The sequence below is a fragment of the Celeribacter arenosi genome, assembly GCF_039539485.1.
Taxonomy (GTDB): Bacteria; Pseudomonadota; Alphaproteobacteria; order Rhodobacterales; family Rhodobacteraceae; genus Celeribacter; species Celeribacter arenosi.
In genome coordinates this window covers 114,285-140,436 of sequence record NZ_BAABDF010000007.1, presented here as the reverse complement: position 1 = coordinate 140,436, position 26,152 = coordinate 114,285, and the positions used below count along the sequence as shown (strand labels likewise).

General features: G+C 58.7%; 28 protein-coding genes. 10 read left to right on the top strand and 18 right to left on the bottom strand.

The features are described from left to right. The first annotated feature begins 61 nt into the window (after positions 1-61). Positions 62-751, top strand: coding sequence for a DUF1045 domain-containing protein (locus ABD815_RS08325; RefSeq protein WP_344846236.1), 690 nt, complete (start codon positions 62-64; stop codon positions 749-751). Here the strand turns inward: ABD815_RS08325 and phnN are convergent. Genes phnN through phnG form a run of 8 tightly spaced genes read right to left on the bottom strand, consistent with a single transcriptional unit; the run spans position 733 to position 6,670 of the window. Continuing rightward, positions 733-1,275, bottom strand: coding sequence for a phosphonate metabolism protein/1,5-bisphosphokinase (PRPP-forming) PhnN (gene phnN / locus ABD815_RS08320; protein ID WP_344846234.1), 543 nt, complete (start codon positions 1,273-1,275; stop codon positions 733-735). The two genes, ABD815_RS08325 and phnN, sit on opposite strands and share 19 nt — an antisense overlap. Beyond that, on the bottom strand, positions 1,275-1,958 hold the full coding sequence (gene phnL / locus ABD815_RS08315) for a phosphonate C-P lyase system protein PhnL (RefSeq protein WP_344846232.1): 684 nt from the start codon (positions 1,956-1,958) through the stop codon (positions 1,275-1,277). The genes phnN and phnL overlap by 1 nt, the downstream gene beginning before the upstream one ends. 3 nt (positions 1,959-1,961) lie before the next feature. Then, positions 1,962-2,915, bottom strand: a complete 954-nt coding sequence (locus ABD815_RS08310) for a CorA family divalent cation transporter (protein WP_344846230.1) — start codon at positions 2,913-2,915, stop codon at positions 1,962-1,964. Between the two features lie 3 nt (positions 2,916-2,918). Next, a complete protein-coding gene (gene phnK, locus ABD815_RS08305) occupies positions 2,919-3,689 on the bottom strand; it encodes a phosphonate C-P lyase system protein PhnK (RefSeq protein WP_344846228.1) in 771 nt (256 codons plus the stop codon). Continuing rightward, positions 3,686-4,558, bottom strand: coding sequence for an alpha-D-ribose 1-methylphosphonate 5-phosphate C-P-lyase PhnJ (locus ABD815_RS08300; RefSeq protein WP_344846226.1), 873 nt, complete (start codon positions 4,556-4,558; stop codon positions 3,686-3,688). Before ABD815_RS08300 ends, phnK begins: the two co-directional genes overlap by 4 nt. Continuing rightward, the gene (locus tag ABD815_RS08295) at positions 4,555-5,649 is read right to left on the bottom strand and encodes a carbon-phosphorus lyase complex subunit (protein ID WP_344846225.1); all 1,095 of its coding nucleotides are present in this window, start codon (positions 5,647-5,649) and stop codon (positions 4,555-4,557) included. The genes ABD815_RS08300 and ABD815_RS08295 overlap by 4 nt, the downstream gene beginning before the upstream one ends. Further along, the gene (gene phnH / locus ABD815_RS08290) at positions 5,649-6,218 is read right to left on the bottom strand and encodes a phosphonate C-P lyase system protein PhnH (RefSeq protein ID WP_344846223.1); all 570 of its coding nucleotides are present in this window, start codon (positions 6,216-6,218) and stop codon (positions 5,649-5,651) included. The genes ABD815_RS08295 and phnH overlap by 1 nt, the downstream gene beginning before the upstream one ends. Further along, positions 6,218-6,670 carry a phosphonate C-P lyase system protein PhnG gene (gene phnG / locus ABD815_RS08285; protein WP_344846222.1) on the bottom strand — a complete coding sequence of 151 codons (453 nt, stop codon included), beginning with the start codon at positions 6,668-6,670 and terminating at the stop codon, positions 6,218-6,220. The genes phnH and phnG overlap by 1 nt, the downstream gene beginning before the upstream one ends. 94 nt (positions 6,671-6,764) lie before the next feature. Between phnG and phnF the strand changes: the two genes are divergently transcribed. After that, positions 6,765-7,475 (top strand): phosphonate metabolism transcriptional regulator PhnF, encoded by a 711-nt coding sequence (gene phnF / locus ABD815_RS08280; RefSeq protein WP_344846220.1) that lies wholly within the window; start codon positions 6,765-6,767, stop codon positions 7,473-7,475. On the opposite strand, the gene ABD815_RS08275 is transcribed toward phnF, so the two are convergent. From ABD815_RS08275 to phnC, 5 genes are all read right to left on the bottom strand, one after another. Then, positions 7,476-8,090, bottom strand: a complete 615-nt coding sequence (locus ABD815_RS08275) for an LbetaH domain-containing protein (RefSeq protein ID WP_344846218.1) — start codon at positions 8,088-8,090, stop codon at positions 7,476-7,478. 32 nt (positions 8,091-8,122) lie between these two features. Continuing rightward, positions 8,123-9,442: a phosphonate ABC transporter, permease protein PhnE gene (gene phnE, locus ABD815_RS08270; protein WP_344846216.1), complete on the bottom strand. Its 1,320-nt coding sequence runs from the start codon at positions 9,440-9,442 to the stop codon at positions 8,123-8,125. After that, positions 9,442-10,293: a phosphonate ABC transporter, permease protein PhnE gene (gene phnE, locus ABD815_RS08265; RefSeq protein WP_344846214.1), complete on the bottom strand. Its 852-nt coding sequence runs from the start codon at positions 10,291-10,293 to the stop codon at positions 9,442-9,444. The genes phnE (ABD815_RS08270) and phnE (ABD815_RS08265) overlap by 1 nt, the downstream gene beginning before the upstream one ends. Positions 10,294-10,359: 66 nt before the next feature. After that, positions 10,360-11,265 (bottom strand): phosphonate ABC transporter substrate-binding protein, encoded by a 906-nt coding sequence (gene phnD / locus ABD815_RS08260; RefSeq protein WP_344846212.1) that lies wholly within the window; start codon positions 11,263-11,265, stop codon positions 10,360-10,362. Positions 11,266-11,329: 64 nt separating this feature from the next. Continuing rightward, positions 11,330-12,154 (bottom strand): phosphonate ABC transporter ATP-binding protein, encoded by an 825-nt coding sequence (gene phnC, locus ABD815_RS08255; RefSeq protein WP_344848581.1) that lies wholly within the window; start codon positions 12,152-12,154, stop codon positions 11,330-11,332. Between the two features lie 191 nt (positions 12,155-12,345). On the opposite strand from phnC, the gene ABD815_RS08250 reads away from it, so the two are divergent. Then, entirely contained in the window at positions 12,346-13,413 is a 1,068-nt protein-coding gene (locus tag ABD815_RS08250; RefSeq protein ID WP_344846210.1) for an AbrB family transcriptional regulator, read from the top strand. Here ABD815_RS08250 and ABD815_RS08245 read toward each other — a convergent pair. Genes ABD815_RS08245 through ABD815_RS08235 form a run of 3 tightly spaced genes read right to left on the bottom strand, consistent with a single transcriptional unit; the run spans position 13,407 to position 15,589 of the window. Next, positions 13,407-14,330 carry a phosphoadenosine phosphosulfate reductase gene (locus ABD815_RS08245; RefSeq protein WP_344846208.1) on the bottom strand — a complete coding sequence of 308 codons (924 nt, stop codon included), beginning with the start codon at positions 14,328-14,330 and terminating at the stop codon, positions 13,407-13,409. The genes ABD815_RS08250 and ABD815_RS08245 overlap by 7 nt on opposite strands. Next, positions 14,327-14,551: a hypothetical protein gene (locus ABD815_RS08240; RefSeq protein ID WP_344846206.1), complete on the bottom strand. Its 225-nt coding sequence runs from the start codon at positions 14,549-14,551 to the stop codon at positions 14,327-14,329. Before ABD815_RS08240 ends, ABD815_RS08245 begins: the two co-directional genes overlap by 4 nt. 3 nt (positions 14,552-14,554) lie before the next feature. Beyond that, positions 14,555-15,589, bottom strand: coding sequence for a hypothetical protein (locus tag ABD815_RS08235; RefSeq protein ID WP_344846204.1), 1,035 nt, complete (start codon positions 15,587-15,589; stop codon positions 14,555-14,557). A gap of 214 nt (positions 15,590-15,803) precedes the next feature. Between ABD815_RS08235 and ABD815_RS08230 the strand changes: the two genes are divergently transcribed. Genes ABD815_RS08230 through ABD815_RS08220 form a run of 3 tightly spaced genes read left to right on the top strand, consistent with a single transcriptional unit; the run spans position 15,804 to position 19,979 of the window. Then, complete coding sequence (locus tag ABD815_RS08230) at positions 15,804-16,817, top strand: glycosyltransferase family 2 protein (protein WP_344846202.1); 1,014 nt, start codon at positions 15,804-15,806, stop codon at positions 16,815-16,817. After that, the gene (locus tag ABD815_RS08225) at positions 16,810-19,038 is read left to right on the top strand and encodes a glycosyltransferase family 2 protein (protein ID WP_344846200.1); all 2,229 of its coding nucleotides are present in this window, start codon (positions 16,810-16,812) and stop codon (positions 19,036-19,038) included. The genes ABD815_RS08230 and ABD815_RS08225 overlap by 8 nt, the downstream gene beginning before the upstream one ends. 20 nt (positions 19,039-19,058) lie before the next feature. Beyond that, positions 19,059-19,979: a hypothetical protein gene (locus ABD815_RS08220; RefSeq protein WP_344846198.1), complete on the top strand. Its 921-nt coding sequence runs from the start codon at positions 19,059-19,061 to the stop codon at positions 19,977-19,979. Here the strand turns inward: ABD815_RS08220 and rpe are convergent. Then, a complete protein-coding gene (gene rpe, locus ABD815_RS08215; protein WP_344846196.1) occupies positions 19,976-20,662 on the bottom strand; it encodes a ribulose-phosphate 3-epimerase in 687 nt (228 codons plus the stop codon). The genes ABD815_RS08220 and rpe overlap by 4 nt on opposite strands. 183 nt (positions 20,663-20,845) lie before the next feature. On the opposite strand from rpe, the gene ABD815_RS08210 reads away from it, so the two are divergent. The 4 genes from ABD815_RS08210 (at position 20,846) to ABD815_RS08195 (ending at position 25,538) form a co-directional block, all read left to right on the top strand. Next, positions 20,846-21,688, top strand: a complete 843-nt coding sequence (locus ABD815_RS08210; RefSeq protein ID WP_344846194.1) for a helix-turn-helix domain-containing protein — start codon at positions 20,846-20,848, stop codon at positions 21,686-21,688. 70 nt (positions 21,689-21,758) lie between these two features. Further along, a complete protein-coding gene (deoC, locus tag ABD815_RS08205) occupies positions 21,759-22,757 on the top strand; it encodes a deoxyribose-phosphate aldolase (RefSeq protein ID WP_344846193.1) in 999 nt (332 codons plus the stop codon). 47 nt (positions 22,758-22,804) lie between these two features. Next, positions 22,805-25,138 carry an aldehyde dehydrogenase family protein gene (locus ABD815_RS08200; protein ID WP_344846191.1) on the top strand — a complete coding sequence of 778 codons (2,334 nt, stop codon included), beginning with the start codon at positions 22,805-22,807 and terminating at the stop codon, positions 25,136-25,138. Beyond that, complete coding sequence (locus tag ABD815_RS08195; protein WP_344846189.1) at positions 25,125-25,538, top strand: DUF1801 domain-containing protein; 414 nt, start codon at positions 25,125-25,127, stop codon at positions 25,536-25,538. Before ABD815_RS08200 ends, ABD815_RS08195 begins: the two co-directional genes overlap by 14 nt. On the opposite strand, the gene ABD815_RS08190 is transcribed toward ABD815_RS08195, so the two are convergent. Then, positions 25,535-26,152 carry a DUF1523 family protein gene (locus tag ABD815_RS08190; protein WP_344846187.1) on the bottom strand — a complete coding sequence of 206 codons (618 nt, stop codon included), beginning with the start codon at positions 26,150-26,152 and terminating at the stop codon, positions 25,535-25,537. The two genes, ABD815_RS08195 and ABD815_RS08190, sit on opposite strands and share 4 nt — an antisense overlap.

The following is a 26,152-nucleotide window of genomic DNA, read 5'->3' as shown; positions in this document are numbered from 1 at the left end:
CCTGCGCGGATGCCACAGCTTTGTCACCGGATTGTGACAAAACCCGAATAGGTGCGGAGCCATGGAAAACTATCAAAGATTTGCTGTCTACTACGTACCGCCTACGGGACCATTTGCCGATTTCGCCGCGCGTTGGCTCGGGTGGGACGCGGTCACAGGTCGCGACATGGTGCATCCCGACATGGACGGGCTCCCGTTGCCGGTAAGCGACATCACCGCGACGCCGCGAAAATACGGGTTTCATGGCACGATCAAACCGCCATTCCGGCTGGCAGACGGGTCGTCGCGCGCGCGGCTCGAAAGCGATCTCGGGAGGCTTGCGGCACGGCTCAAACCGGTTGAATGCGAGGCGTTGCAACTGCACCGTTTGGGCGGGTTTCTCGCGCTCGTCCCGACGGGAAACACGCGGGACCTCGCGGCGCTGGCGGCCGAGGTTGTGATGGGCCTCGACGCCCACCGACGCCCCGCCCCGCCCGAAGAACTCGCACGCAGGCGGGCCCGCGGGCTGAGCGCTGATCAGGAATCCAACCTGGTCGAATGGGGATATCCCTACGTCCTCGACGCGTTTCAGTTTCATCTGACCTTGTCGGGCGAGCTGGACCCTGAGGGTGCCGAAAAGGTCGCCGAAGTCCTTGAGCCCGCGATCATGCCGCTCACGCCCCGTCCGTTCTCGGTGTCCGAGTTGACGCTGTGCGGCGCAGGAGATGACGGGCGTTTCCATGTGTTGCATCGCTATCCGCTGACCGGCTGAAGCGCGCTCAGGAACGCGCTCACGGCGTCTTCCAGCACGCCATCGTTGATTACTTGGCGAACGGGTAAACCCGGTGCGATGTCATATTGCGCGCGTGACAATCGTTTCTCGATCTGCACCCGCGTTTCCCGCGCCCGCGACGCGAGGCGGTCGGCCAAAACCTGCGGAGAAGCCGTGATCAGTATGACGCCCAGATTTGGGTATATCTCATAAGCGGATGGAAGGATCGCCCGCGAGCCGTTGAACAAAACATCGCGCCCTTCCGCCAGAGCCTTGTCGATCGTCGCAGGCACGCCATAGCGCAGCCCATGTGCGTCCCAATGAAGGGCAAAGTCACCCGCGTCGAGGCGGCTTTGGAATTCAGGCTCGCTGACGCCTTCAAAATCTTCGCCACCCGCGCTTCTCGGGCGCGTGATGACCCTTTTTGCGACATGGATGTCATGGCGCCTCGTCCGCGCGGCGTCGATCAATGTGTCCTTGCCCGCACCCGATGGGCCGACAACGGCAAATAGACGTCCCACCATTATGCAGCCTTTCTCGGTGTAAAGGCACTGACATCCACTTCGCGATCGGCCACGCGGTCGCGCGCCGGTTGGTCGTGGAAAATCCCGATAATCGCGGCGCCGCGCGATTTGGCCTCTTCGATCAGGCACAGAACCGTTTCGCGGTTCGCCGCGTCGAGCGAGGCGGTCGGTTCATCGAGCAGCATGGCTGGAAAGGTATGGGCAAAGCCGCGCGCGATGTTCACGCGCTGTTGTTCGCCCCCCGAGAACGTCGTCGGCGAAAGTGCCCACAGCGGTTGGGGAATGTTCAGGCGGGTGAGAAGGTCACGCGCGCGCGCAATCGCTGCCTCGCGCGGTGTACCAATCGCCAACAGCGGCTCGGCCACAACATCGAGCGTCGCCACACGCGGCACGACCCGCAAAAACTGTGACACATAGCCCAACGTGGTGCGCCGCAACGCGAGGATATCGCGCGGCTCTGCGCGGGCCACATCCGTGTCACCGACCATGATCGAACCGGACGCGGCGAGGTAGTTTCCGTAGATCATGCGCATCAGGGTGGATTTGCCCGCGCCCGAGTCCCCGACGAGCGCCACACATTCGCCCGCGCCGACATCAAATGTCGCCCGATCCATAACGCGGATGGAGGCACCGCCCTGATTGTGGAGGGTGAAGGTTTTGGAAACACTATCGACGCGGATCATTTTCTACAGCCATTTCATCCATTTGAAGAGAAGGAGCGAACCCACGGCAGACGCAATCATGAGCACCGAGGCGATCAAGTAGCCCTGCGGATGGTCGAGCCCGGGAAGGTTTGAAAAGTTCATGCCGTAAACCGAGGCCACGAGAGTCGGCGGCAGGAACATCGTTGCAACGACGGACAGAATCCGGCTCGCAGAGGATTGTTCGAGGTTGATCATTCCCATCGCAACGTCGGTCAATTGAGCCAAACGTCCCGAGAGGAAATCGGAATGGACGGAGAGCGATTGCACGTCACGCAATTGCGCCTTCGACACCTGCTTCAGATCGATAGTCCCATGTCCCTCAAGATTGACACTGAAGGTCGAAAGAGCCCGCTCCACCGTCACCAGGCCCTGACGCAGGCGGGCGATCTGTTCGCCTTGACGTCCCATCGCACGCAACACCCCTGCAAGCGCCACACTGCGCGGCGCAGGTTCGAGAAATAGCCCGTGCGACTCCTTGTCGAGCGTATGCCCAACGCCTTCGAGATGATCGGCAAGCCGCGCCACGATTTCTTCGATCAGCCCGAGGAAGACATGCCGCACACTGCGGCAACCGGTCGACGATTGCCCTGCATGGGTGGGAAAGGTTTGAAACGGTCGCGGGGCGTGATGGCGCACTGTGACGAGGCGCGTTTCGCTCAGGATGAAGGCGACCGGGCCAACTGTCTGGCGTTCTTGCGCATCCTGTCCGGGCAGAACCACGGTCAAGACCTCTGTATCCCCTTCGCGGTAGAGCCTGTTGGAAACCTCGATCTCCTCCATGTCCTCGCGGCTCGGCACGGGAATGCCCAGCTCTTTTAGAGCGTCAACTTCGTTTTGCGAGGGTTGGAACACATCGATCCAGAGCGCATCGCTCAGCGGTGCTTCGGGCGAATTTCGGGAGAGGTTTTGACCCTCAGTGCGATAGGCAAACAGCATGTCTCATACCTGTAAAACGGAGGAAACGAGCAGTTGCGTATAGGCGTGTTGGGGATCATCCAATACCTGATCGGTTAAACCCGTTTCGACCACCCGCCCCGATTTCATGACCATGAGACGGTCGGCCAAAAGACGGACAACCGCAAGGTCATGCGTAACGATGATCGCAGAAAGACCCATTTCGCGCACCAAACCGCGCAAAAGGTCAAGAAGACGCGCCTGAACCGATACGTCGAGCCCGCCTGTCGGTTCATCCATGAAAACAAGTCGCGGTCCCGTGACAAGGTTACGTGCGATTTGCAGACGCTGCTGCATGCCGCCCGAAAATGCCGACGGGCGATCATCTATGCGGTCTTCGGCGATTTCGACGCGTTCGAGCCAATCGACCGCTTGGCCGCGAATGGCACCATAGTTGCGCGCGCCCACCGCCATGAGGCGTTCACCGACATTGCCCCCCGCAGAAACCGACATGCGCAATCCGTCCCGCGCATGCTGATGCACAAAGGCCCAGTCCGTGCGCGACAGCATGCGCCGTTCAGGTTCCGACATTGTGAAGGTATCGCGTAGCCCATGCGTGCGCGTATCGAACATGACCGCGCCTGCATCGGGTTCAATATGGCTGGCAAGGCAGGACAAAAGTGTCGATTTTCCTGAACCGCTTTCGCCCACAATTCCCATGACTTCTCCGGGATAGAGGTCAAAGGACACATCCGCGCACCCGATCCGGTTGCCGTAAAATTTGGTAAGGTCACGGACCTGAAGGAGCGGGGTCATGCCGTATCTCCCGTTGGGGCCGCCATCGCGCCATGATGTCCCGCTGACTGCCGCTTGGCGCAGTAGTCCGTGTCCGAGCAGACGAACATGCGTCCGCCATCGTCGTCGATGATCACCTCGTCGAGATAGCTCGATGTGGCGGCGCAAAGACCGCATGGGTGATCCGCTTTCGAGGCCTCGAAGGGGTGGTCTTCGAAATCGAGGCTAACGACTTTTGAATAGGGCGGCAGGGCGTAGATGCGCTGTTCGCGACCTGCGCCAAAAAGTTGGATCGCGGCCATTGCCATTTTCGGGTTGTCGAATTTCGGGATCGGGCTGGGGTCCATGACATAGCGTCCTTCGACCTTGACGGGGTAGGCATAGGCGGTCGCGATATGGCCGTGGCGTGCAATGTCTTCGTAGAGCTTCACATGCATGAGGCCGTATTCCTCCAAGGCATGCATTTTGCGCGTTTCTGTTTCCCTCGGCTCCAGAAATCGCAGTGGTTCGGGGATCGGCACCTGATAGACGAGGATCTGCCCCTCGCGCAGCGGCTCTTCGGGAATCCGGTGGCGGGTCTGGATAACGCTCGCCTCATCTGTGCGTTCGGTCGTCGATACGCCCGCAGTATGTTCAAAGAATTTCCGGATCGAGACGGCATTCGTGGTGTCATCTGCACCCTGATCGATCACTTTAAGGGTGTCATCGGGTGTGAGTGTCGCCGCCGAAACCTGCACACCGCCCGTTCCCCACCCGTAGGGCATCGGCATCTCACGGGACGCGAAAGGAACCTGGTATCCCGGGATCGCAATGCCTTTCAGGATTGCGCGGCGGATCATTCGTTTGGTCTGTTCATCCAGATAGGCGAAATTGTAGTGCTGGTCCCTCATTCGGCGGCCTCCTGCGTTTCCGTCATGGCCTGCGCCTGATCGCGACGGATTTTTCGGACCAGTTCCAACTCGGATTGGAAATCCACATAATGCGGTAGTTTGATGTGTTCGAGGAAACCGGTGGCCTGAATATTGTCGGAGTGCATCAGAACGAATTCTTCGTTCTGCGCGGGGGCACCCAGATCGTCCTCTCCGAGTTCTTTCCAACGCAGCGCCCGATCCACCAGCGCCATGGAAATCGCTTTGCGTTCGGTTTGTCCAAAGACCAGTCCGTACCCACGGGTAAACTGGGCCGGCTGCGTTTTCGATCCTGTGAATTGATTGACCGTTTCGCATTCCGTGAGAGTGATTTCACCGATTTCCACGGCAAAGTCCAATTCGGGGATATCCATCTCCACCGTCACTATTCCGATGCGAAGTTCACCGACGAAGGCGTGGTTTTTCGCGTAGCCGCGCTGGGTTGAATAGGCGAGCGATAGAACAAAGCCCTCGTCCCCGCGGGTGAGGTTCTGCAATCGCAAATCGCGCCCCGCCGGAAACTCCATCGGCGCGCGGGTCAAATCGGATGGCGTGGCTGCGTTGTCGGTCTCTTCCTGCATCAATCCCTCTTTGTTCAGAAACGACAGAACATGGGGCACAGGGTCGCCGTGCGCGCGCGCAGTTTCGGGCTGCGGGGCCTCTCCTTCTGCAGCGAGTTTGAAGTCGAGCAACCGGTGTGTGTAGTCGAATGTCGGGCCGAGAACCTGCCCGCCCGGAACGTCTTTGTAGGTCGCCGACACGCGCCGATCCACGGCCATGTCCACCGTCTCAACCGGCGAGGATGCGCCAAACCGCGGCAAAGTCGTTCGATAGGCGCGGATCAGAAAAATGGCTTCGATCAGGTCGCCACGCGATTGTTTGATCGCCAAGGCGGCAAGGTCTGGGTCATAAAGTGACCCTTCGGCCATCACGCGGTTCACGGCGAGCGTCAGCTGTTCGCGGATTTGATCCACCGAAAGCTCGGCCACTGATGTGTCCCCGCGCCGCTCCTGGGCAAGCCATGCGTGGGCATTGTCGATCGCGCGTTCCCCGCCTTTGACAGCCACATACATCAGGGTGCCTCCACTTTTGTCGACCGCGGGATCGCCGCAACGTGGTTTCCGGCGGTAAAGAAAAAATCCAGGCCCAGCGGGTAAAGAGTGGCATTACCGGCAAAGGCATTCACCTCGGGCAGGTTCAAAAACGAGACGTCTTTTACGCCGGGTCCGCTCAACTTTGCGCCGCTCGGCTCAAGAGATTGCACTTCGACAATGAGCGTCGCTGACCGGTCGGGATACTCGGCGGTCCCGATGGGAAAATCGTGGATTGGTCCCAAGGCGTCCCACGTGCCGAGCGCAAACATTGCTTCTGAACGGGACGCAATAGGTGTACCGGTGTGGAATGCGATCCATTGGCGGATTTCGGGTGAATCGTGCTCTCCTGCGAGGTAGATCGGTGTCTCATGATCGCACAGGGTGAGGATCAGTGTCGCCGCCGCCTGCGAAAGCGGTTCGGGTGCATGACCGCCCACCATCTCTTCTATGGTGCCCGGACGTGCCATGGCGTTCAGCGCGGCACGAAAAGCGTAGGATGATTGTACAGGCGGGTCGGAAAACCCTCCGTCGAGAGCATCTGTCTGCATCAATCTTCTCCCCTGACGAGCGTGAAGAAATCCACCTTGGTCGCTGCGGCTTTTTGCGCTCTGTCGCGCTTTGCCGCCGCCATTTCAGTGGAAAGCGGGTCGAGAACCTTTGCACGCAACTCGGGCGCGCGGTCGGTTTGCATGAGCGCATCGATGAGAGCCGCACTTTGCGCATGGGCTTTGTCGCGACCCTGTACATAGGCATGCCCGACCTCCCCGCTGACCAGTTTCACCGAACACCTCGTTACACTCATTTCACCGAGGTTGAACGCCGATCCGGTTCCTCCCATCCGACCGCGCACCATCACGGAACCAATTTCCGGGACACGCAGCCATTCGAATTCGGGCGAGCCGAATGCATCGAACAGGTCAACCACGCGACGCGGCGGCGCTTTTGCAAGGAGGCTCATCCAACCTTGGCGGGCCTGTTTGTTCGGAGATAAATCGGACACTAGACATCTGGCCTTTTGATCTAGACAACTATACAAATATTATCAGAGCGCTCGTCGAACGGGCAAGATGAGTCTTGTGAAGTTTTGGTGACAGATGACACGCACACCGGTCTGGAAATCTATCGCAGCGACCCTGCAGAGCGAAATCGCGGCCGGCCATTATCGCGCCGGTGACCGGCTTGCCACGGAGGCCGCACTCGCCACCCGTTTTGGCGTGAACCGCCACACGGTGCGCCATGCAATCAGTGATCTGGTGGCGAGAGGAATGGTGCGGACCCGCCGCGGATCGGGGGCCTTTGTCACCGCTGAGCCGACGGAGTATCCGTTGGGAAAAAGGGTCCGTTTCCATCGCGCCATTGCAGCCACAGGTCGCGTGGCCGCTAAACAACCGTTGCGCATCGAAACCCGTCCCTGCGATGCCGGCGAAGCCGAAGCGCTGCGTATTCCCGGGGGCGATCCGGTCGTTGTTTACGAGGGCCTGTCCAATTCGAACGGCACGCCGATTGCACATTTCATCTCGGTTTTTCCGCAGGCTCGCGTTGGGGATCTGGCCCAGACATTGCACAATGAACATTCGGTCACGCAGGCTTTGGCGCAAAATGGGATCGCCGACTATCTGCGCGCCGAAACGCGCCTGTCTGCCGTAGCGGCGACACCAACACAGGCTTTGCACCTCGGCCTGAAAGAGGGTGATCCAATTCTACGCTCGCTCGCGATCAACACGACGCCGGACGGCATCCCCGTGGAACGCGGCGAGACCTATTTTGCAGGCGATAAAGTCACGCTGACCGTCACGGGTGACTGATCACTCGTAGAGGGCGAGGAAATCTCGCGCTTCAAGGACGCGGAAATTATCGAGTGCCGCGCGCAAGCGGTCATGACCCCAATCCCACCACGCGAGCGCTTCCATGCGCGCAGCCACGCCATCGGGGTATCGGGCGCGGATCGGGACGGCGGGGATGCCCGCGACAATCATGTAGGGCGCGACGTCTTTGGTCACCACCGCGCCAGCCGCCACGATAGCGCCGTTGCCAATCGTCACTTCGGGTTTGATGATCGCACCATGTCCGACCCATGTGTCATGGCCGATATGCGTGCGCCTTGAGGCGCGATGACGAAAGAACGCGGGATCATCCTCTGCGTCATCCCAGTAGTATGACGACCGGTAGAGAAAGTGATGCAGCGATGCAGTTCGATAGGGATGGTCTGTCGGCCCGATCCGCGTAAACGCGGCGATATTGGCGAATTTACCGAGAGTGGTGTTGGCAATATCCGCGAATTGGTCGCAATAGGCATAGTCCGAGAATTCGCAATTCTGGACACGGCTGCCTTTGCCCACCTCGCAGAATGCGCCAAACTGCGATCCGCTGACGACAACCCCCTCGTGGAGGTATGGCTCGGTTGCGCTAAGCTTTGGCATCTGGTGACCTCACGCGGGTTGATGTTGAATTCTCATTCGCCACGGATCAGTTTGCGACGCAGCCATCCCGATACTGAATCCATCACCATGACCATGATGATCACCAGGATGATGTAATAGGTCACCTCTTCCCAGTCCTTTTGCGTGATCATCGCTTGCGTCAAAAGCAGGCCGATCCCGCCGCCCGTGATCGCACCGATTATGGTGGCCGAGCGGATGTTGGATTCAAAGAAATAGAGGACTTGGGACAAAAGCACGGGCGTGACCTGTGGGATCACCCCAAACCGATATCGGTGGGCAACCGACGCCCCTGTGGAGGCGACGCCGTCGATCTGCTTTCCGTCAACATTCTCGAGCGCTTCGGAGAACATTTTTCCAAATGACCCCGTGTCGGTGAGCAGGATAGCGAGAGCCCCGGTCATCGGCCCGGGTCCGAAGGCGCGACTGAGCAGGATTGTCCAAATCAACCCGTCGATACCACGGAACAGGTCGAAGACACGGCGCAGCGCGAAGCGGATCGTCTGCAGGGGGGCGAAATTCTTGGCCGCGAGGAAAGCCAGCGGGAGGGAAATGACAGCCGCACCGAACGTGCCCAGAAAGGCCATCAGGATCGTTTCGAAAATAGCCCATGCCACATCCACATGGCGCCACATCGGGTTTTCCCAGAAATCATTCCATGCGCCCGCAATATTGGATCGGGCGGGGTCGATCCGGTCCCCGAACAGGATCTCGAAGAGACCATGACCGGCATAGGGACTGTCGAGCGTGAACCAGAAGAGTTCCCATCCGGTGAAGTAATTGAACACCTCCGACCTATTGCGTGTCAGCGATACGCGGCCTTCGTCGGTGGTGATCTGCAGGCGGGTTTTGGAAAAGGACACCCATTCAGGCAGTGGCTCTGTCAGGTTGGTGGTGATGGTGCGGCCGTCAACCTTTGCCTCGATCGTCCCGAAGTCGGGGATGACGAGCCTAAGCGCGGAATCCGCCAGAAACGTCACCTGTTGACCGCCGCCGAGATCGACATGCGTTGTTGCGCCGTCAAAGACGACCCAGTCTGGTGAAGTGCCTTCGGGATAGGCCCCTTTGCGTTCGCCTTCGACTGCGACCTTGGTCTCGCCTGTGCGATTGTCGCGCGAGACCACGGTTTTGTAGGAATACATGTCCGATACCAACGTTTTCGCATTGTCCCACCGCGCGCGTTCGGCGAGGCCATGGATATCAAAAGCGAAAAAGATGTAGGTCAAATAGGCCAGAACGACCAAAGGCAGCCCGATGGAGACCAGCTTTTTTCTGGCAATGATCCAGTCGGCCTGACCGTGCAGATCGACCATTTCTAGCATCGCGTCAGACATCAGTGGTGCTCCTGAGAAACAAGCCGGTTGCGCACGTAACTCGACAGTTGGTCAAAGACGACGATCGTCGCGAAGAGAAGGATGAAAATTGCGGCGGCTTCGTCGAACTTTCCCTGCCCCCAACTCATCGCGTTTTTGAGCTCGTAACCAATGCCGCCCGCCCCGACAAAGCCGAGAATGGCCGAGGCGCGGATATTGATTTCGAACCGCAGCAAGGCGTAGGAAAAATAGTTCGGCGCAACTTGCGGGATGATGCCGAGCCACATGCGCTGCCCCCATGTCGCGCCCACCGAGGCGAGGCCTTCGACCGGTTTCAGGTCGGCGTTTTCATTGACCTCGGAAAACAGTTTCCCGAGCGCCCCGCCGGTATGAAAGGCAATCGCAATCATCGCCGGCACCGGCCCCCCGCCGAGTACAAAGATCAACACCAGAGCAATCACGATTTCCGGAATTGCCCGCATCAGATCCATCACACGGCGAAACAGGGGCGCCAAACGGGGCCAGCGCGCAAGACCACGGGTAGACAACAGGGATAGCAACATGGCCAGCGCCGTCCCGATGAGTGTCGAGGCGGCGGCAATATTGACCGTTTCAACAAGAGCGGGGAAGTATTTAGCCAGATGCCCGGGAAGCAGATCCAGACGCGGCAAAGTGTCGGCAATCACATCGGATGGAAATCCGAGGATATTGGGGAGCCCATTCCAAAAACCGCCGGCATTGCGATCATCCGCCAGCACGAAACCGGAGACGAGCAACAACACGAAAACCGCGAACATGATGCCACCGTAAAGGCGTTTGCGCTGCACGAGCGCCAAGTAGTGAGCCCGTGGATCGTGGTCGACGTAGGCCATTGGAAAATGCTCCTAAAAATGGGGCCCGCCGCGCGAAACGGCAGGCCCCGAAGACGGGTCCGGTGATTAGTTGGACTTGGACTTGCGTGCTTCGATGATCGAGAGGTACGCGTCGTGAGAGATCGGATCGAACCCGAGGGATTCACCGGCGGAGATGTTGTAGGTGCATTCCTTGTCGGCGTCATAAAGACCGTCGATGAGCGCGGTCATTTTGGCTTTGACGTCATCGGGCAGCGATTTGCGCAGAACGATCGGACCCTCGGGGATCGGTTTGGAAATCCAGATTTGAACAAGGTCGTTCATGTCGACGAGACCTGCGTCTACCGCCTTGCGCAATGCGCCAGAGTTAAAGCCGTCTTCCCATGCGCCCTGCCCGTCTGCCCAGGTCACACCGCCATCGATGTCGCCATTGTTCACGGCAACGATTGTCTGCTCGTGACCACCGGTGAATTTGACTTCACCAAAGTATTCGCCGGATTCCATGGTGATCCCGTCTTTGTAGGTCGGGATCTCGATCGAGGGGATAAGATAGCCGGAGGTTGAATTCGGATCACCAAAGCCGAACACTTTGCCTTCCATGTCGTCGAGCGAGTTGATGCCGGAATCTTTGCGTGCGAACCCGATGGAGTGGTAGCCGTAGGAGCCATCGAGATTGATTTTTACCAGAACCGGCTCAACCGCTTCGGGGTCCTGTAGGTATGTAGCAGCATAGGCAGATGCGCCGAGCCACGCCATGTCGATAGTGCCGCCCAGAAGGCCCTGAATAACGCCGTTGTAGTCGGCCGGGGCAAAGAGTTTGACCGGAACACCGAGGGCCTCTTCGCTATAGGATTTGAGGCACTCGTGGTTGTTCAGACGGTCCTGCGCGTTTTCGCCGCCCAGAATTCCGATGTTGAACCCAGAGATATCCTGAGCGGTGGCGGCACCGACCAGAGCGGTGGTGGCAAGAGCGGCAGCAAGCAGTTTCTTCATCGTTCTCTCCAGTTGTTGAAACCCGCGTCAGTCATTCATGCGGGGAAAGGGTTTTCGTATGTCGTCAGACCCGCACCTCGGCGGCGCGGATTTCCGTTTCCACGACCGTGTCATGGCTGCGGATTTCGGTGGATGTCGTGGCTTCGGAAAAATCCGCCCCCGCGCCGTAGATGTCGCGGGCGGCACCGGTCGTCAGCTGCTCGGGGGTGCCGTCGAATACCATTCTTCCATCCCGCATCCCGATGATCCGGTCGCAATAGCGCCGCGCGGTATCGAGAGTGTGCAGATTGGCGATCACCATGCGGCCGTCTTCTTCGTGAATGCGGCGCAAATCCTGCATGACCTGTTGGGCGTTCATCGGATCGAGCGATGCAATGGGTTCATCGGCGAGGACAATTTTGGGGTCCTGCATCACCGCACGGGCTATCGCCACCCGTTGTTGTTGGCCGCCCGACAAGGCCTCGGCCCGTTTGGCCGCGTGTTGTGCAATGCCCAGACGTTCGAGGATATCGATCGCTTTATGTATGTCTTCGCGCGCGAATAAATTGAACATTGTCGCAACCGTCGACTGACGCCCGAGCGTGCCGTGCAACACGTTGGAGACCACATCCATGCGGGGCACGAGGTTGAACTGTTGAAAAATCATCGCGCAGTCGGATTGCCACGCACGCCGCTCCGCCCCCTTCAGGGAGAGCACATTGCGGCCATTAAAAATCAGCTTTCCCGATGACGCGTCGGTCAGACGGTTCATCATGCGCAAAAACGTGGATTTTCCCGCGCCGGAGCGCCCGATGATGCCGATCATTTTCGGCCCATCCACAGAAAAGGTCACGCGATCAACGGCGGTATTGGCGCCAAAAGTTTTGGTCAGCTCTTCTACGACGAGCATGTTGTCCCCCACGTCCAGTCGGGGGGACCTAACGCGCGTGGCGACAAGTTTTTGTGACAGAATTTCGAAGGTTTTGTAACGGCCACCGGCGCCCTGTAGATAGGCGATCCGGCTGGCATTGGCTGCAATTCGTCTTGCCCCACCACGCGGGCGCGGGTAGGCAACCTCTATCAACAAAGGATGTCGTTCTGGTGTCTGCCCGTCTCCCTATTGTTCCTCGGCTATCATTGGCGACACTCGCAACCTTGGCGCTTGGGGCTCTGGGTGGTGGGTTGTTTTTCGTTCTCGGTTTGCCTTTGCCTTGGATGCTGGGCGCGATCCTAGTGGTGTTTGTCGCCGTGATGGCGGGGGCCCCGCTGGAAGGGCCCGACAACCTACGCCCCTTTGTGATCCCCGTAATTGGGGTGATGCTCGGATCCGGTTTTGACACCGACACCTTCGGGAACCTGCTCCACTGGGGGCTCTCGCTATTGGGTTTGACGGCGTATATCGGCATCGCCGCATTGTTGGTGGTGCCGTTATACATGAAGGTCGGGCGCCTCGATCCCTACACTGCGTTCTTTTCGGCCATGCCCGGCGGGATCAACGAAATGATGGTGATTGGCGAAGCGATGGGTGGAGACGCCAAGCGCATCATCCTCGCCCACGCAGCCCGTATCGTCCTGTCGATTTCGATCATCGCATTCTGGTTTCGTGTCGTTCTGGGGTACGAAGTCTCAGGCATTATCACGAACTCCGACCCGACGGCGGCACTCACTTGGGCGAGCGCTGGCATTCTATTGATCTGCGCGGTTGCCGGCTCGTGGTTTGGCACACTCCTGCGCTTGCCTGCCCCGGGATTGCTCGGGCCGCTGATGTTTTCGGCGGTGGCGCATATGGTTGGCATCACCCATTCTTCGCCGCCTGTCGCGCTTATTATCGCGGCGCAGATCATTATGGGGGCCACGATGGGTTGCCGTTTCCGGGGGGCGAGCGGGCGTCTCGTGGCGCAAACAGTTGCCCTATCCTTTGGCGGTACAACCATCATGCTTGCAGTGACGCTCGCCGCCGCCTTGGCGTTTCACACGGCTTTCGGGCAAACCACGGAACAAGTGATCCTTGCCTACGCACCGGGCGGATTGACGGAGATGTCGCTGGTGGCGCTCGCGATGGAAGCGGATGTTGCCTATATCTCCATCCACCATCTTGTGCGGATTGTGATCCTGATCGCGATAGCCCCCACGCTCCTGACGCGGATCGCCAAACGCCTCGCCTACTGAGATTTGGTCCCCGACAGCTTCCTTTGGGCGCGGGTCATTGCCTGTCGGAACCGCGGACCGGCACTGCGGGCAAGCACCGCACGGCAATAGATCACGATCAGCCCGGGGCGATCTATTTTCTCAAGCCGCTCAAGCATTTCGCGTTGATAGCGACGCAATTCGCGGCGTTCGCGCAGGAGGTGATAAAACTCTTTCTCGCTCAAGGTGCCCGTGATCGCGCCCTCAACGATAGGTTTGAGAACCCCCATCCGCCCCCACATCGACGCAATTCGATGGCCGAAGTAACGGCATCTGAGTTTCAGAACGTTTGCGCCCCGAAACAGCGCGGCGTGCATGGCGTCCAGTGGGGCAAGCGGGTCATAGAAAAGGTACACCTTATCTGCATCTGAGAGCATGTCAGGCGCATAGCCGTAGCGGCCCGAAAAGTCGCGAGACCATGCTTTCCGGTACCGGGTCTCCCAACTGGCATCATCGCGCGACAGCGTGGCCTGTGGGGAAATCAGAACAACCGTGGCCCCCGGTGCCGCCGCCGAAAAAGCCGCCGCCGCATAGGCGCCCATCGATGCACCATAGAACACCACCTTTTCGAACTGCTCGAAGAACCCTTCCCTGGCGAGCCGGTCGAAGAAATCGAGCACGGCCTCATCGCGGTACCACGTCCAGTCGTGCGCCATCAAACCGAGGAGCGACCACCCGTTGTTGGTCACAAAATCATAGCCCCACGGCAATTTCCCATCGTTGAAATCGAAAACATGATCGAGGTTTTCAAAGGTCACGATGAGCGTTTTGCCCCGCGCAACATGGAGCGCCGAATGTTGGCGACCGAGCTCTTCGAAAAACCCCTCGGCCTCGCCGAGCGTGCGCAGGGTTTGACGCCACTCCACCTTGGTCTCGGCTGTGATCCCATCCTGCGTCATGCGATATCGCCGAACTTGCGTTGGACATCTTCATACATGTCGATACCTGCCTCTTTTTCCAAGTTCGCCATCAACGTCTCGAAATCAGCCGCCCAGTCGGGCTTGAAGTTCTTCATAAAGACAAACCGGCGCGCCGGGGGATCGAACGATGGCAGGTTCACGGTCTGTAGGAAATGCCGCCAATGCGGATAGTTGCCGATGATATCAGCGCAGGTCACCATAAATCAGGTCCCGTCAAAAAGCTTGGCCGCGTTGTCACGGATTTGATCACGACAGGCGCGCACGAATTTGCGGTCCACGTCGAATTCCTTAGCGACCGCGCCGAAGGTAGAGCCGTCTTTCAATGCGGCGAGGCCGATTTGGGCACGAAACTGCGGATCATCGCGATCGACGCTGTCGTCCTCGGTAGGTTTCTCTTTAATCGGGATCAGCGCCAGCGACGGGTCGATGCCGTGGCGGGCCAGCAGCCCGTGCATAAACGAGCCTTGGCGCGGGACGTTATTCTCCTGCTCCGCCAATCTCGGCTTCATCCGTCGTGCCCAAAAATGGACGCCGCACGTATCATCAGTGAACCGGTCTTCGACGGTGAAGCGGCTCATGATCATGTGGTTACGTTGTTTAAAACTGACCGGGTAAAAGGCCGGTTCCGGCAGTGCGTTCTCAATCTCTCCGGTTTCATTGAGAAAATGGGTAACGGATGCGGGTCCGGTAAAACCCCATTCCTGTTCAGTCATATGCACCGGATTTCCTGCGTCACGTGCGGCCTCCAGTTCGGCGATCTGCCAGTCCTTCAACCATGGCGCAATTGCGTACTCATCGTTGAAAAACGACAAAAGCCCATCGAGCGCCTTGCTGTCGCGCGGAAGGCCCAGCACGGCATTGCAGACCAAGCCAGGCTTTTCCCAGCCAAAGACAAACTGGCTCGTGAACGCAAAGGGGCGATAGCAATACATGTCCGCATCGACCCATATCTTGTCGGTTTTTTTCAGCAAATTCAGCCGCCACATGTCGGCGTGAATGGCCGGGGACCCTGTTCGTGCGTGACGGAGAATGGGATCGCCTGGATAGATTTGTGCCGCATCCGCGGTATGCACACCGTGCGGGACGTTTGAAATCGGACTGTAAGAGTATAGCGTCGTGTGGTGGCCCGCATCCGCAAAGCTTTTCAGGCAGAGTTGCTCGAGCCAGCTCAATTCATCGCCGATCCATAGTGACGCTATCTCGGGAAGTGTGGTCATTTTTACGTCCGTCTTGCTCAATCCTGCTCCGTTGGGAGCGCGTTCTATGTCCTGTTTCAGCTACCCTAGCCGATTTGGTGCGCCACGTCGCAGGGGAAAAGAGACAATAAATGAACGGATTTCGTGAGGTTATACAAGGGTTGAGGCATCCTTGACTTGGTCATACCCCTGTGAGACCAACAAAGGACGAAAAAAGCGGGAAAACCGCGGGCGGGGGCAGGATAGGACAATCGGTTTGGAGCGACTTGGCATAACCTGTTTGCGCGATGAGGGGCCTTGGCTTCTCGACTGGATTGCGCATCATCAGGCGGCCGGGATCACGCATTTTCTGATTGCGTCGCATGACCTATCCGACGGCTCGGGTGCCCTTCTCGATGCACTCGCGGATGCCGGTCACATCACGCATCTCCCCTTTACCCCCAAAGGCCCCAGACCGCCGCAATGGCAGGCGCTGAAACTTTTCGCCAAACACGATCTCTACCGCGCAGCAGAGCAGGCGTTGTTTTTTGATGTGGATGAGTATCTTGTCGTAAGCGACGGAGGCAACATCTCAAATCTATTGCCAGATGATGCTGACGCAATGCCGCTGCGGTGGCATCTGTTCGGTCATTCCGGGCGATCCCAGTGGGAAGACACACCTGTCACGGACCGTTTTACCCGCGCCGCGCCGGACTTTGTCGCCGTGCCAACCGCAAATCATTTCAAAACACTCCACCGCCCTTCTGCATTTGACGGATTGGGTGTGCACCGCCCGAAAGGCAAACAGGCGCGTTGGGTTGATACCTTTGCAAAACCCATGCCGTCGCGGTTCATGGAAGGCCAAAGTTTCATTCAGCTCCTCGGTCATTTGACCCTGCCGGAACGTGCGTGGCTCAACCACTATTCCGTGCGCTCTATTGAGGAGTTTGTTCTCAAAGCTGCGCGTGGATTGCCAAATCACACCGAAAAACCGGTCGATGCGGGCTATTGGGCGCTGCGCAATTTCAACACACAGGAAGACCTGCGCATCGAGCCCATGCAGGAAGCCACACGTGCCGCCCGTTCGGCCTTGGCGGAGTTCAACCCGCTACATGACGCCTGTGTGAGCTATCACCGTGGGGTTCTGGAAAAGCTCAAACGACGCAAGGAAGTCGTCGACCTGATGTGGCAACTGGAGCTGATGCAAACCTCCACGCCGCCGCGATTTGGAAAACTTCGCGATCACGCGCGTCTCATCCAGGGCATCGGGCAGGAGGTCTCGGATGGGTGAGTTCTTTGAACGCCGGATTTCCGCCCAACGCCTTGGTGCCGCAACGCTTTTGCAAGCTATCGAAGCCGACGACGGGCAAGCGGAGATGTTTTTTTCGGTTGGGGACCAGGTGTCCCAAGCGGTCGCGGAGAATCTTCTGGGCGACCCTTCGATAGGAACCATAGGCAACGCACCCTGTATTCGTGGCACCCTCAGGGATGGCGGCGTGCGCGCATATTTTGAAGGCGAGGAAATCGTCGTAGCGCTCACAACGCCGGAGCCCGAAATGTTGGAGGGTCGTGATGTTGCGGTCTCGATCCGCAACGGTGAAACGGCTGCACAGGTTTGCGAATGGCTCGAATTTCACGCGCAGCACCAAGGAATGAACGGCGCGTTGATCCTTGACCGATCTGCCCCTGATGCGGACAGGGCGTTTGTTCAGAACCTTCGCGATTGGGTCACAGCGTATGATGGCGATTTACGCGTCATCGTTGTGCATGCAGACGTGCCCCTCGGGCAGCCAGACACCGCAGCGGAGCATTCGCCCTACGCAACTCCGGGCGCTCCCGGAAAAGACCGCATGAAGGTTCCCAAAGACGACCCTTGGCACGCGCCTCTCGGTGCGGTGCAGATATATGAATTGTTGCGCAAACGGTTTCTCGGAACTGTCCGTGCGGCGGCAAATTTCGACGTCCATGATTTAGTGCCATCCACCGATCGCGGGACGATTTTCGACCAAGCGGCGGCCGCTCCCGAAGGGATGATCCAACTCGTTGGCCGCGCCTGTTATCCGTGGCGCGTGCGCAATGGCGAAGACGTGCGATTTGCAGACCACATCTGCGTTCAATTCGATGAACCCGGGCGACGTGGCCGGTGGTGTGTCGCGCCCGCCAACCTGCCCGAGTCCGCCGTGTTCCGGCTGGTGCGCATTGGTGGCGTGACACCGCGCAGCTCGGCAGAATTCTATCGCTGTATGGCCCTGAGGCATCGTGCGCCGACGGTCTCGAAAATTGTGCCAAAGGCGTCCTTGATCGAACATGCCAAACTGATCGATCTGGCGAAATCCGAGTGGGGTCACGACGCTGTGCGGATGCCCGAAGAAAAGCTGTCCAAACCTCCGCGCGGCGACAACTCCGTGACCATCGTCACATGCATGAAGAACGAAGGCCCCTTTATCCTCGAATGGCTGGCCTACCATCGCGCGATCGGTATCGAGGGATTTCTGGTCTACACCAATGACTGCACGGATGGGACGAACAGCTTTTTGCAGCTCCTTCAGGACAAAGGCTATGTCCAGCATCGCAACAATGACTTCCACGGCAGCGGCCTGAAACCCCAGCATTATGCGCTGCAAAAGGCGGAAACCGAAGACGTGGTGACCAGCGCGGATTGGGCAATTTCCATGGATGTCGATGAGTTCGTCAATGTGAAAACCGGCGACGGGACGATTACGGCTCTCTTTGCAGCCGTGCCGGATGCGAACCTCATTTCCTGCACGTGGCGCCTGTTTGGAAACGCGGATATCCATGGCTACGAGGACCGGTTCCTGATCGAACAGTTCACCCGATGCGCGCCAGAATTCGCCAACAAACCGCATCAGGCGTGGGGGTTCAAAACCCTGTTCAAAAACATCGGCCTGTTTAAAAAACTTGGCGTGCACCGCCCCAAGGGGCTTAAACCGCAAATCTGGGATAAAATCCGCTGGTACAATGGCTCCGGCGTGGCGATGCCGCGCACGGAGTATCGCAATGCCTGGCGCTCTACAGCGCGCACCTATGGATACGATATCGTGCAGCTGAACCATTATGCTGTGCGCTCCGCCGAGAGTTTTCTGGTCAAACGGGACCGAGGGCGTGTGAACCACGTCGATCGCGATCAGGGCATGGCCTACTGGTTCCGCATGAACAACAATGGCACCGAAGACCTTTCAATCCAGCGGATGATGCCGAAAGCACGCGCCGAGTTTGACCGCCTGATGGAAGATTCTGATATCCGTGCGGCGCATGAAGGATGCGTTGCAGCGCATCGCGCAAAGATTGCCGAATTGAAAGCGGCGGGAAATTATGCGGCCTTTTACGACGAATTGACCTCTGAACGGCTGGAGAAACTGTCGCGGATGCATCATCATTTCGGGGCTAATGTCTTTCTCTCCGGCCCGGAGTCGATTCCCGATGAGATCGTGTCGCGCGATCCAGAAGACGAGTTCTTCTTCACGGTCGAAAAGGGTGAAACCGCGCATTAGGTCCCACGGAGGAGCCAAGGATGCGAGTTACACTGCACGTCGGACTGCATTTCGCAGGCGCACCCCGCCTCATCGCTGGTCTGCGCGCCAATAATCCCGCCTTTGAGGCGGGTGGTACTTTCGTGCCGCGCCAGAAAGAATACCGCGCACCGGTCGCCGACATCCTGCAGAAACTCGACGGTCTGCCACCCATCGAAGCGGAGCAAATCGAGCTCCTGTCGCAGATCCTCAAGAACCGGAAAACGTCGCATTTGTTGATGTCCGACGTGCTCTGGGCAGGCGCGCTCGATGCGGCCTTCAGCGAAGGTCGATTGTACGCCGACCTCGGGGTAAATGTTGCCCGCGTGGCAGAGCTTTTCGACACTTCCGACGTCAGGATTGCGATTTCACTGCGCGATCCCGTGGGCTTTGTGAGCGATGCACTTTCGACACCCGAACTTGCCGGGAAAATGACGCCGTTCCTGCGCAACTGCGACACTGCCACGCTCGGATGGGAACAGGGGCTGCAAGAATTGCGAGCCGCCCTACCGACGTCTTCCATTGTCGCTTGGCGCGAAGAAGATGCGCCCCTGATTTGGCCACGTGTGCTGCGCGAATTGGGGCGCCTGCCACGCGACGCACCCGTCGCGCGGTCCTATGCGCCGCTGCGGCAAATTTTGAGTGCGAAAGGGATGCGTCAGCTATTTGGTGAGGTTGCATCGACCCCACCGGTTGATGACATTGCCTTCGAAAACCTCGTTCGACGATTCCTGGCCGAATTCGCAGTCCCTGACAATTTGCCCGACAGGCCCGTCGGAAGCGTGAACATTCCGGGCTGGTCACAAGAAGCGTATCACGGCATCACCCAGCGGTATTGGGCGCAAACCGCCGCATTCGGGAAAGAAGAGGGCGTGACCTTCATCGCGCCGCTCTCAGAAGGTGAAGATTCAGAGGGCGCTTAACGTGCAGCCTCGGCTGCCGCGCGAATTGCAGTGATATTGGTGCCGTAGGCCGCCGGCTGCGCCGACGAGCCACCACGGAAAACCGCGGATCCCGCCACCAACACATCTGCCCCGGCTGCCGCAACGAGGGGAGCCGTTTTGGGATCAACACCACCGTCGATCTCGATCGAAATATCGCGATCCCCGATCATCGATCTCAATTTGCGGATCTTTCCGGTCATATCGATAAACGATTGTCCCCCGAAACCGGGGTTTACCGTCATCACACAGACGAGGTCCGCCAGATCGAGAAGGTGCTCCACCGCCTCTGCCGGTGTTGCAGGGTTGAGTGCGACACCCGCCTTGGCTCCGCTCGCACGGATCGCCTGCAGCGTGCGATGGATATGGGGGCCAGCCTCGACATGTGCCGTGATGATATCTGCCCCCGCCTCGGCGAATGCATCGATGTAGGGGTCCACCGGCGCGATCATCAAGTGAACGTCCATCACGGTTTTGATGTGGGGACGGATCGCTTTGCACATCGCGGGGCCAAAGGTCAGGTTCGGCACGAAGTGTCCGTCCATCACGTCGACATGGATCCAATCGGCTCCCTGCGCCTCGACGGCTTCGATCTCACGTCCGAAATCCGCGAAATCAGCGGCGAGAATCGACGGAGCGATCTTGATGGGGCGTGCAGATGACATGGGCGATTCTCCTTGGGTTTTCGTGTTCGGGGCTTAGCTTTTTTGTGGGACCGTGTCACCCTCGACAACCTGAACGCGACAATCTGCTCGCCAAAGGTGCACAGCGACGAAAGCCGCCTTTAAAAATCAGAATTGCATGGGATTTTGACGCCGCAACCGGTGAGGCTGTGATAGGGTGAAGCCATGCTGGCCTCGAAGCTCAATCAAAAAGACATACTTGCGTCCGGAGAAGACTTTCACTTCTCACGATCGGTTCTGTCAAACCGGCGCCCAAAGGCGTTGCATAGTCAGGACTACTTTGAACTCTTCTGGCTCCACAACGGGCGTGCGCGCTTTGTGACCGAGGAAGGACGCGAGACCCTGAACGAAGGCGACATCGTCTTTGTCTCCCCTGGCGTGGCGCACGGGCTGCAGGGCGTCGGTGAGGAAAGCCACCTCGTAAACATCATCATTCGCCGCCGCCGCATCAAAGATATGTGGGAGCGATACCCTCAAACCACGCGGTTCTTTCGTGAGGCGGGCACTGCACCGGTGCGCGTGCACCGCGATAGCCGCCATCTCGCCCGCCTTTCCTCCTCAGCGATTGCGCTGGAAGGCGCGCCTCGGTCGCAACTCTATCTCGATGCTTTTCTCCTGCCGCTCATGGCGGAATTGTGCGGGGAATTGCGCGAGGCACCAGCTGCGGCTCCGACATGGCTCGTGACGGCGATGGCCGCGGCGCAGGACCCCAATGTCTTTCGTGAAGGTGCGGCCGGACTGGTCGCGCAATGCGGCAAAGCGCACGCCCATGTGGCGCGCACGATGCGGGCCCATTTCGATCAGACCCCATCGGATTTCGTGAATGCGCTGCGCATGGACTATGCCGCGCGCCAATTGGCGGGAACACCCGACCCGCTTTCAGAGATTGCGGATGAGATCGGGATCCAGAACATGAGCCATTTTCACCGCCTCTTTCGAGCACGTTTTGGAATGACGCCGCGGCAATATCGCGTCAAACACCAAAAAGGCGTCATTCAGCCAGTTTGACCATATGGTCAAACATTGCCAATGTCCTCTTTCCGTGCGAGCCTTTGCAGGACGGCCACGGAGAAACGCGATGACGAGCGACACCCTCACAAAATCGACACTGGCAACGCATCTGCCACAGGTCCATGAACCGCGTAATGCGGGCATGGCTCTGGACATGGATCTCGTCTTGGCGGTGCAGGCCAATACGTCCGCCATCGAGCGGCGATGCGCGACCCTGCCCGGGCGGCGCAGTGTCAAAAAAGAGTATCAGGCAGCGTGGCTTTTGAAGGCGATTACGATGATCGATCTCACCACATTGTCGGGCGATGACACCGCAGGTCGCGTGCGTCGGTTGTGTGCCAAGGCGGCACAGCCCGTGCGCGCAGACATCCTCGACGCCCTCGGCATGGGGCCCATCACCACCGGCGCGGTCTGCGTTTACCATGATATGGTCGAGACGGCGGTCGCCGCGCTAGACGGGACAGGCATACCGGTTGCGGCGGTGTCCACTGGTTTTCCCGCCGGCCTCTCGCCCTTTCACCTGCGTATCAAAGAGATCGAAGAGAGTGTGAAGGCTGGTGCCAAAGAAATCGACATCGTGATCTCGCGTCGCCATGTCCTCACTGGAAACTGGCAGGCGCTCTACGACGAAATGTGCGCGTTTCGCGCTGCATGCGGCGAGGCACATGTTAAGGCAATTCTGGCGACGGGTGAGCTTGGCTCATTGCGCAATGTCGCGCGTGCCTCCTACGTTTGTATGATGGCGGGTGCGGATTTCATCAAAACATCGACCGGCAAAGAGAGCGTGAATGCTACCTTGCCCGTGTCGCTGACCATGATCCGCGCGATCCGCGACTATCAGGCGCGCACCGGATTCCGTGTGGGATACAAACCCGCAGGCGGGATTTCGAAGGCCAAGGATTCACTCACCTATCTGGCACTTATCAAAGAAGAGCTCGGCGACCATTGGCTGTCGCCCCATTTGTTCCGGTTTGGCGCATCCAGCCTTCTGAACGATATCGAGCGTCAGTTGGAGCATTACGTGACCGGAAATTATTCGGCATCCTGGCGCCATGCGATGGCCTAACGCATGGATGTTCTGGCTAGGAAAAAGACCATGAAGGGCGGCGAGAAATGAACGTGAAAGAGATATTCGAGACCATGGACTACGGCCCGGCTCCGGAAAGTGCGTCGGAGGCGCTCGCGTGGATCGAGGCCCGTGGAGGCATCGCAGGAAACTTCGTGGATGGGAAATGGGGGCCGGTTCGTGATGATATGGACGTCCTCAATCCCGCTACCGGCAAACGACTGGCCGGGCTGACAAAATCCACGGCAGACGACGTGGCCACAGCCGTTGCTGCCGCCCGCAAGGCGCAGCCCAAATGGGCAAAGCTACCGGGTCACCAGCGTGCGAAATACCTCTATGCGATCGCGCGGTTGGTTCAAAAACACAGCCGTCTCCTGTCCGTCATCGAAACGCTGGATAACGGGAAACCGATCCGCGAAACCCGTGATTTGGACATCCCACTGGTCGCGCGGCATTTCTATTACCACGCCGGTATGGCGCAACTCATGGATAGTGAATTGCCTGACCGTGAGGCGCTCGGCGTTTGTGGCCAGATTATTCCGTGGAACTTTCCGCTTCTGATGCTCGCGTGGAAAATCGCACCCGCAATTGCCATGGGAAACACCGTTGTCTTGAAACCGGCGGAATACACGTCACTTTCTGCAATGGTCTTTGCCGAGATCTGCGTCGAGGCCGGATTGCCCAAGGGCGTTGTGAATATCATCACCGGGGACGGTGAAACCGGTGCCGCGCTGGTCGATTCCGATGTCGACAAAATCGCCTTCACCGGCTCCACCGCGGTCGGGCGTCGCATCCGCGAAGCGACCGCGGGCTCTGGAAAATCCCTGACCTTGGAGTTGGGCGGGAAATCGCCCTACATCGTGTTTGAGGATGCCGATATCGACAGTGCCGTTGAGGGGTTGGTGGATGCCATCTTCTTTAATCAGGGGCAGGTTTGCTGCGCGGGATCGCGCCTGTTGGTGCAGGAAGGGATCGCGGATGATTTCCACGCCCGCCTGATTGAACGGATGGCGAAACTGCGCACGGGTGACCCGCTCGACAAATGCATCGATGTGGGCGCGATCGTGGACCCTGTCCAACTGAGCCGGATCGAGGATCTCGTGGCCAAAGGCGGCCCAGAGGGCGTTGTGCATCAACCCTGCGCGGTGCCGGAAGGGTGCTATTACCCGCCGACGCTGATCACCGGACTGCATCCCGCCGCAATGTTGATGCAGGAAGAAATCTTTGGTCCGGTTCTGGTTTCCACGACCTTCCGCACGCCCGCGGAGGCCGTCGAGGTCGCCAACAACACACGCTATGGTCTGGCCGCGACCGTGTGGTCCGAGAACCTCAACCTTGCGCTCGACGTGGCGCCGAAACTCGTGGCCGGTGTGGTCTGGGTCAACGGCACGAATATGTTCGATGCCGCCGCAGGTTTTGGCGGTGTGCGCGAAAGCGGGTTCGGGCGCGAAGGCGGTTGGGAGGGGCTGATGGCCTATTCCAAACCCAAAGGCAAAGCCACGCCCGTGAAACCGGCCCCTGCCGTAAAAGCACCCGACGCGGCCATTGTCGAAGGCCTCGACCGGACATCGAAACTCTATGTCGGCGGCAAACAGGCACGCCCTGATAGCGGTTATTCCCGCGCGGTCTATGGCCCAAAGGGCAAGTTGCTCGGCCACGCGTCGCTCGCGAACCGCAAAGACCTGCGCAATGCTGTCGAAGCGGCACATGGCGCAAAAGGATGGACCAAGGCCACTGCGCATTTGCGTGCACAGATCCTCTATTACATTGGCGAAAACCTGTCCGCGCGCACAGATGAGTTTGCGGGCCGCATTCATGATCTCACCGGAGTGTCCGCGGCAAAAGCCACCTCAGAAGTTGACGATGCGGTGTCGACGCTTTTCACCTACGCGGCGTGGTGTGACAAATACGACAGCGCGGCGAAGCCCGTCCCGATGCGTGGTGTTGCATTGGCGATGAACGAAGCCGTGGGTGTCATCGGTGCGTTCTGCGATGATCGGCCTCTCGGCGGCCTCGTAGACGCGATTGCGCCCGCCATTGCGATGGGCAACCGTGTGATCGCCGTCGCATCTGAGGCCTACCCATTGGCGGCGACCGATTTCTATCAGGTTCTGGACACATCCGATGTGCCCGGCGGCGTGGTGAACATCCTGACGGGGAGCCACACGGAGCTGGCAAAACCGATGGCGGGGCACCTCGACATTGATGCTGTCTGGTCCTTCTCATCTGCAGATATCTCGACCGTGATCGAACGCGAGAGTGCGGGGAACCTGAAACGCACATGGGTCAACAACGGCACGCAACGGGCGTGGTCCGCACGCGATCGGCTCGCGCAGGCGACCGAGGTCAAAACGGTCTGGGTCCCCTATGGAGAAGGCTGAACCAGCCTTCCGTGATCCAGCCACCGAAGCAGCATTTGCTGATTTCGACGAAGATGCGCGGACTGCGTTGTTGCGGGTGCGCGCCATGATCTTCGATGTCGCACGCTCAACACAGGGCGTCGGGCGGCTGGAGGAAACCCTGAAATGGGGGCAACCATCCTATCTCACACCTGAAACAAAATCAGGGAGCACCATCCGCCTCGGCGCGCCGAATCCCGGTAGCATCGCCATATTTGCGCATTGTCAGACGTCCATCATTTCCGATTTCGCCGCGCATTTCTCGGGCGCATTCAGTGTCGAAGGAAATCGGGCGGTGCATGTGAAAGTCACTGACCTAGAGGCCGCAGAGGGCCCCATACGCCACCTGATCGCGAGCGCGCTAACCTACCACAAACGCTAGCGTTTGCGGCGGAACCACCCGCGTGCGCGGGTCGTGGTATTGTCCCACGCTTCATCGACATCTTCGACCAGTGGATCAATCGTGCGTTCGCGGAACTGCAGCCACATACGACGCAGCAGCACGACAATGATCAGCAAAAAGGTCAGAAGGATGATGTTGACCCACGGAATGATGCGCACATCCGGTCCGGCAACGGTTTTGATCCCCATCGCATTTGGGAAAATCGACAGGACTTCGGAACGCCAGCCGTAGTGGGTCACAGAGACCCATTCTGGATCGTCCTTTGTCGAAATGGCATCGTTGGCCTCGGTATAGAGGTTCGCCGTGTCGAATTTGAAATACGGCGGCCATCCCCAACCGGTGTCTTCGTTACGATAGACAATGGATTTGCCGTTCGGGCGCACCGCCTGAATGAACTGCACATCGCGGTTCTGGGTCGTGGCCGTGCCATTGTTTGACCCCTGCCAGAACATGGAGGTCCAACCGGTGAGCTCCTGACGTTCCTCATAGGTGTTTACGATGCGCACAATGTCATGTTGCGGCATGGAGTAATGCAGAAACCCGAATACAAAGAGGATCAGGAAAGCGATTACTGAATATTTGAAATAGCGCAT

What these genes read in the sequence shown, in the direction of transcription:
- ABD815_RS08325 (WP_344846236.1), top strand. Translation starts at nt 62, where the DNA reads ATGGAAAACTATCAAAGATTTGCTGTCTACTACGTACCGCCTACGGGA.
- phnN (WP_344846234.1), bottom strand. Translation starts at nt 1,275, where the DNA reads ATGGTGGGACGTCTATTTGCCGTTGTCGGCCCATCGGGTGCGGGCAAG.
- phnL (WP_344846232.1), bottom strand. Translation starts at nt 1,958, where the DNA reads ATGATCCGCGTCGATAGTGTTTCCAAAACCTTCACCCTCCACAATCAG.
- ABD815_RS08310 (WP_344846230.1), bottom strand. Translation starts at nt 2,915, where the DNA reads ATGCTGTTTGCCTATCGCACTGAGGGTCAAAACCTCTCCCGAAATTCG.
- phnK (WP_344846228.1), bottom strand. Translation starts at nt 3,689, where the DNA reads ATGACCCCGCTCCTTCAGGTCCGTGACCTTACCAAATTTTACGGCAAC.
- ABD815_RS08300 (WP_344846226.1), bottom strand. Translation starts at nt 4,558, where the DNA reads ATGAGGGACCAGCACTACAATTTCGCCTATCTGGATGAACAGACCAAA.
- ABD815_RS08295 (WP_344846225.1), bottom strand. Translation starts at nt 5,649, where the DNA reads ATGTATGTGGCTGTCAAAGGCGGGGAACGCGCGATCGACAATGCCCAC.
- phnH (WP_344846223.1), bottom strand. Translation starts at nt 6,218, where the DNA reads ATGCAGACAGATGCTCTCGACGGAGGGTTTTCCGACCCGCCTGTACAA.
- phnF (WP_344846220.1), top strand. Translation starts at nt 6,765, where the DNA reads ATGACACGCACACCGGTCTGGAAATCTATCGCAGCGACCCTGCAGAGC.
- ABD815_RS08275 (WP_344846218.1), bottom strand. Translation starts at nt 8,090, where the DNA reads ATGCCAAAGCTTAGCGCAACCGAGCCATACCTCCACGAGGGGGTTGTC.
- phnE (WP_344846216.1), bottom strand. Translation starts at nt 9,442, where the DNA reads ATGTCTGACGCGATGCTAGAAATGGTCGATCTGCACGGTCAGGCCGAC.
- phnE (WP_344846214.1), bottom strand. Translation starts at nt 10,293, where the DNA reads ATGGCCTACGTCGACCACGATCCACGGGCTCACTACTTGGCGCTCGTG.
- phnD (WP_344846212.1), bottom strand. Translation starts at nt 11,265, where the DNA reads ATGAAGAAACTGCTTGCTGCCGCTCTTGCCACCACCGCTCTGGTCGGT.
- phnC (WP_344848581.1), bottom strand. Translation starts at nt 12,154, where the DNA reads ATGCTCGTCGTAGAAGAGCTGACCAAAACTTTTGGCGCCAATACCGCC.
- ABD815_RS08245 (WP_344846208.1), bottom strand. Translation starts at nt 14,330, where the DNA reads ATGACGCAGGATGGGATCACAGCCGAGACCAAGGTGGAGTGGCGTCAA.
- ABD815_RS08240 (WP_344846206.1), bottom strand. Translation starts at nt 14,551, where the DNA reads ATGGTGACCTGCGCTGATATCATCGGCAACTATCCGCATTGGCGGCAT.
- ABD815_RS08225 (WP_344846200.1), top strand. Translation starts at nt 16,810, where the DNA reads ATGGGTGAGTTCTTTGAACGCCGGATTTCCGCCCAACGCCTTGGTGCC.
- ABD815_RS08220 (WP_344846198.1), top strand. Translation starts at nt 19,059, where the DNA reads ATGCGAGTTACACTGCACGTCGGACTGCATTTCGCAGGCGCACCCCGC.
- rpe (WP_344846196.1), bottom strand. Translation starts at nt 20,662, where the DNA reads ATGTCATCTGCACGCCCCATCAAGATCGCTCCGTCGATTCTCGCCGCT.
- ABD815_RS08210 (WP_344846194.1), top strand. Translation starts at nt 20,846, where the DNA reads ATGCTGGCCTCGAAGCTCAATCAAAAAGACATACTTGCGTCCGGAGAA.
- deoC (WP_344846193.1), top strand. Translation starts at nt 21,759, where the DNA reads ATGACGAGCGACACCCTCACAAAATCGACACTGGCAACGCATCTGCCA.
- ABD815_RS08200 (WP_344846191.1), top strand. Translation starts at nt 22,805, where the DNA reads ATGAACGTGAAAGAGATATTCGAGACCATGGACTACGGCCCGGCTCCG.
- ABD815_RS08195 (WP_344846189.1), top strand. Translation starts at nt 25,125, where the DNA reads ATGGAGAAGGCTGAACCAGCCTTCCGTGATCCAGCCACCGAAGCAGCA.
- ABD815_RS08190 (WP_344846187.1), bottom strand. Translation starts at nt 26,152, where the DNA reads ATGCGCTATTTCAAATATTCAGTAATCGCTTTCCTGATCCTCTTTGTA.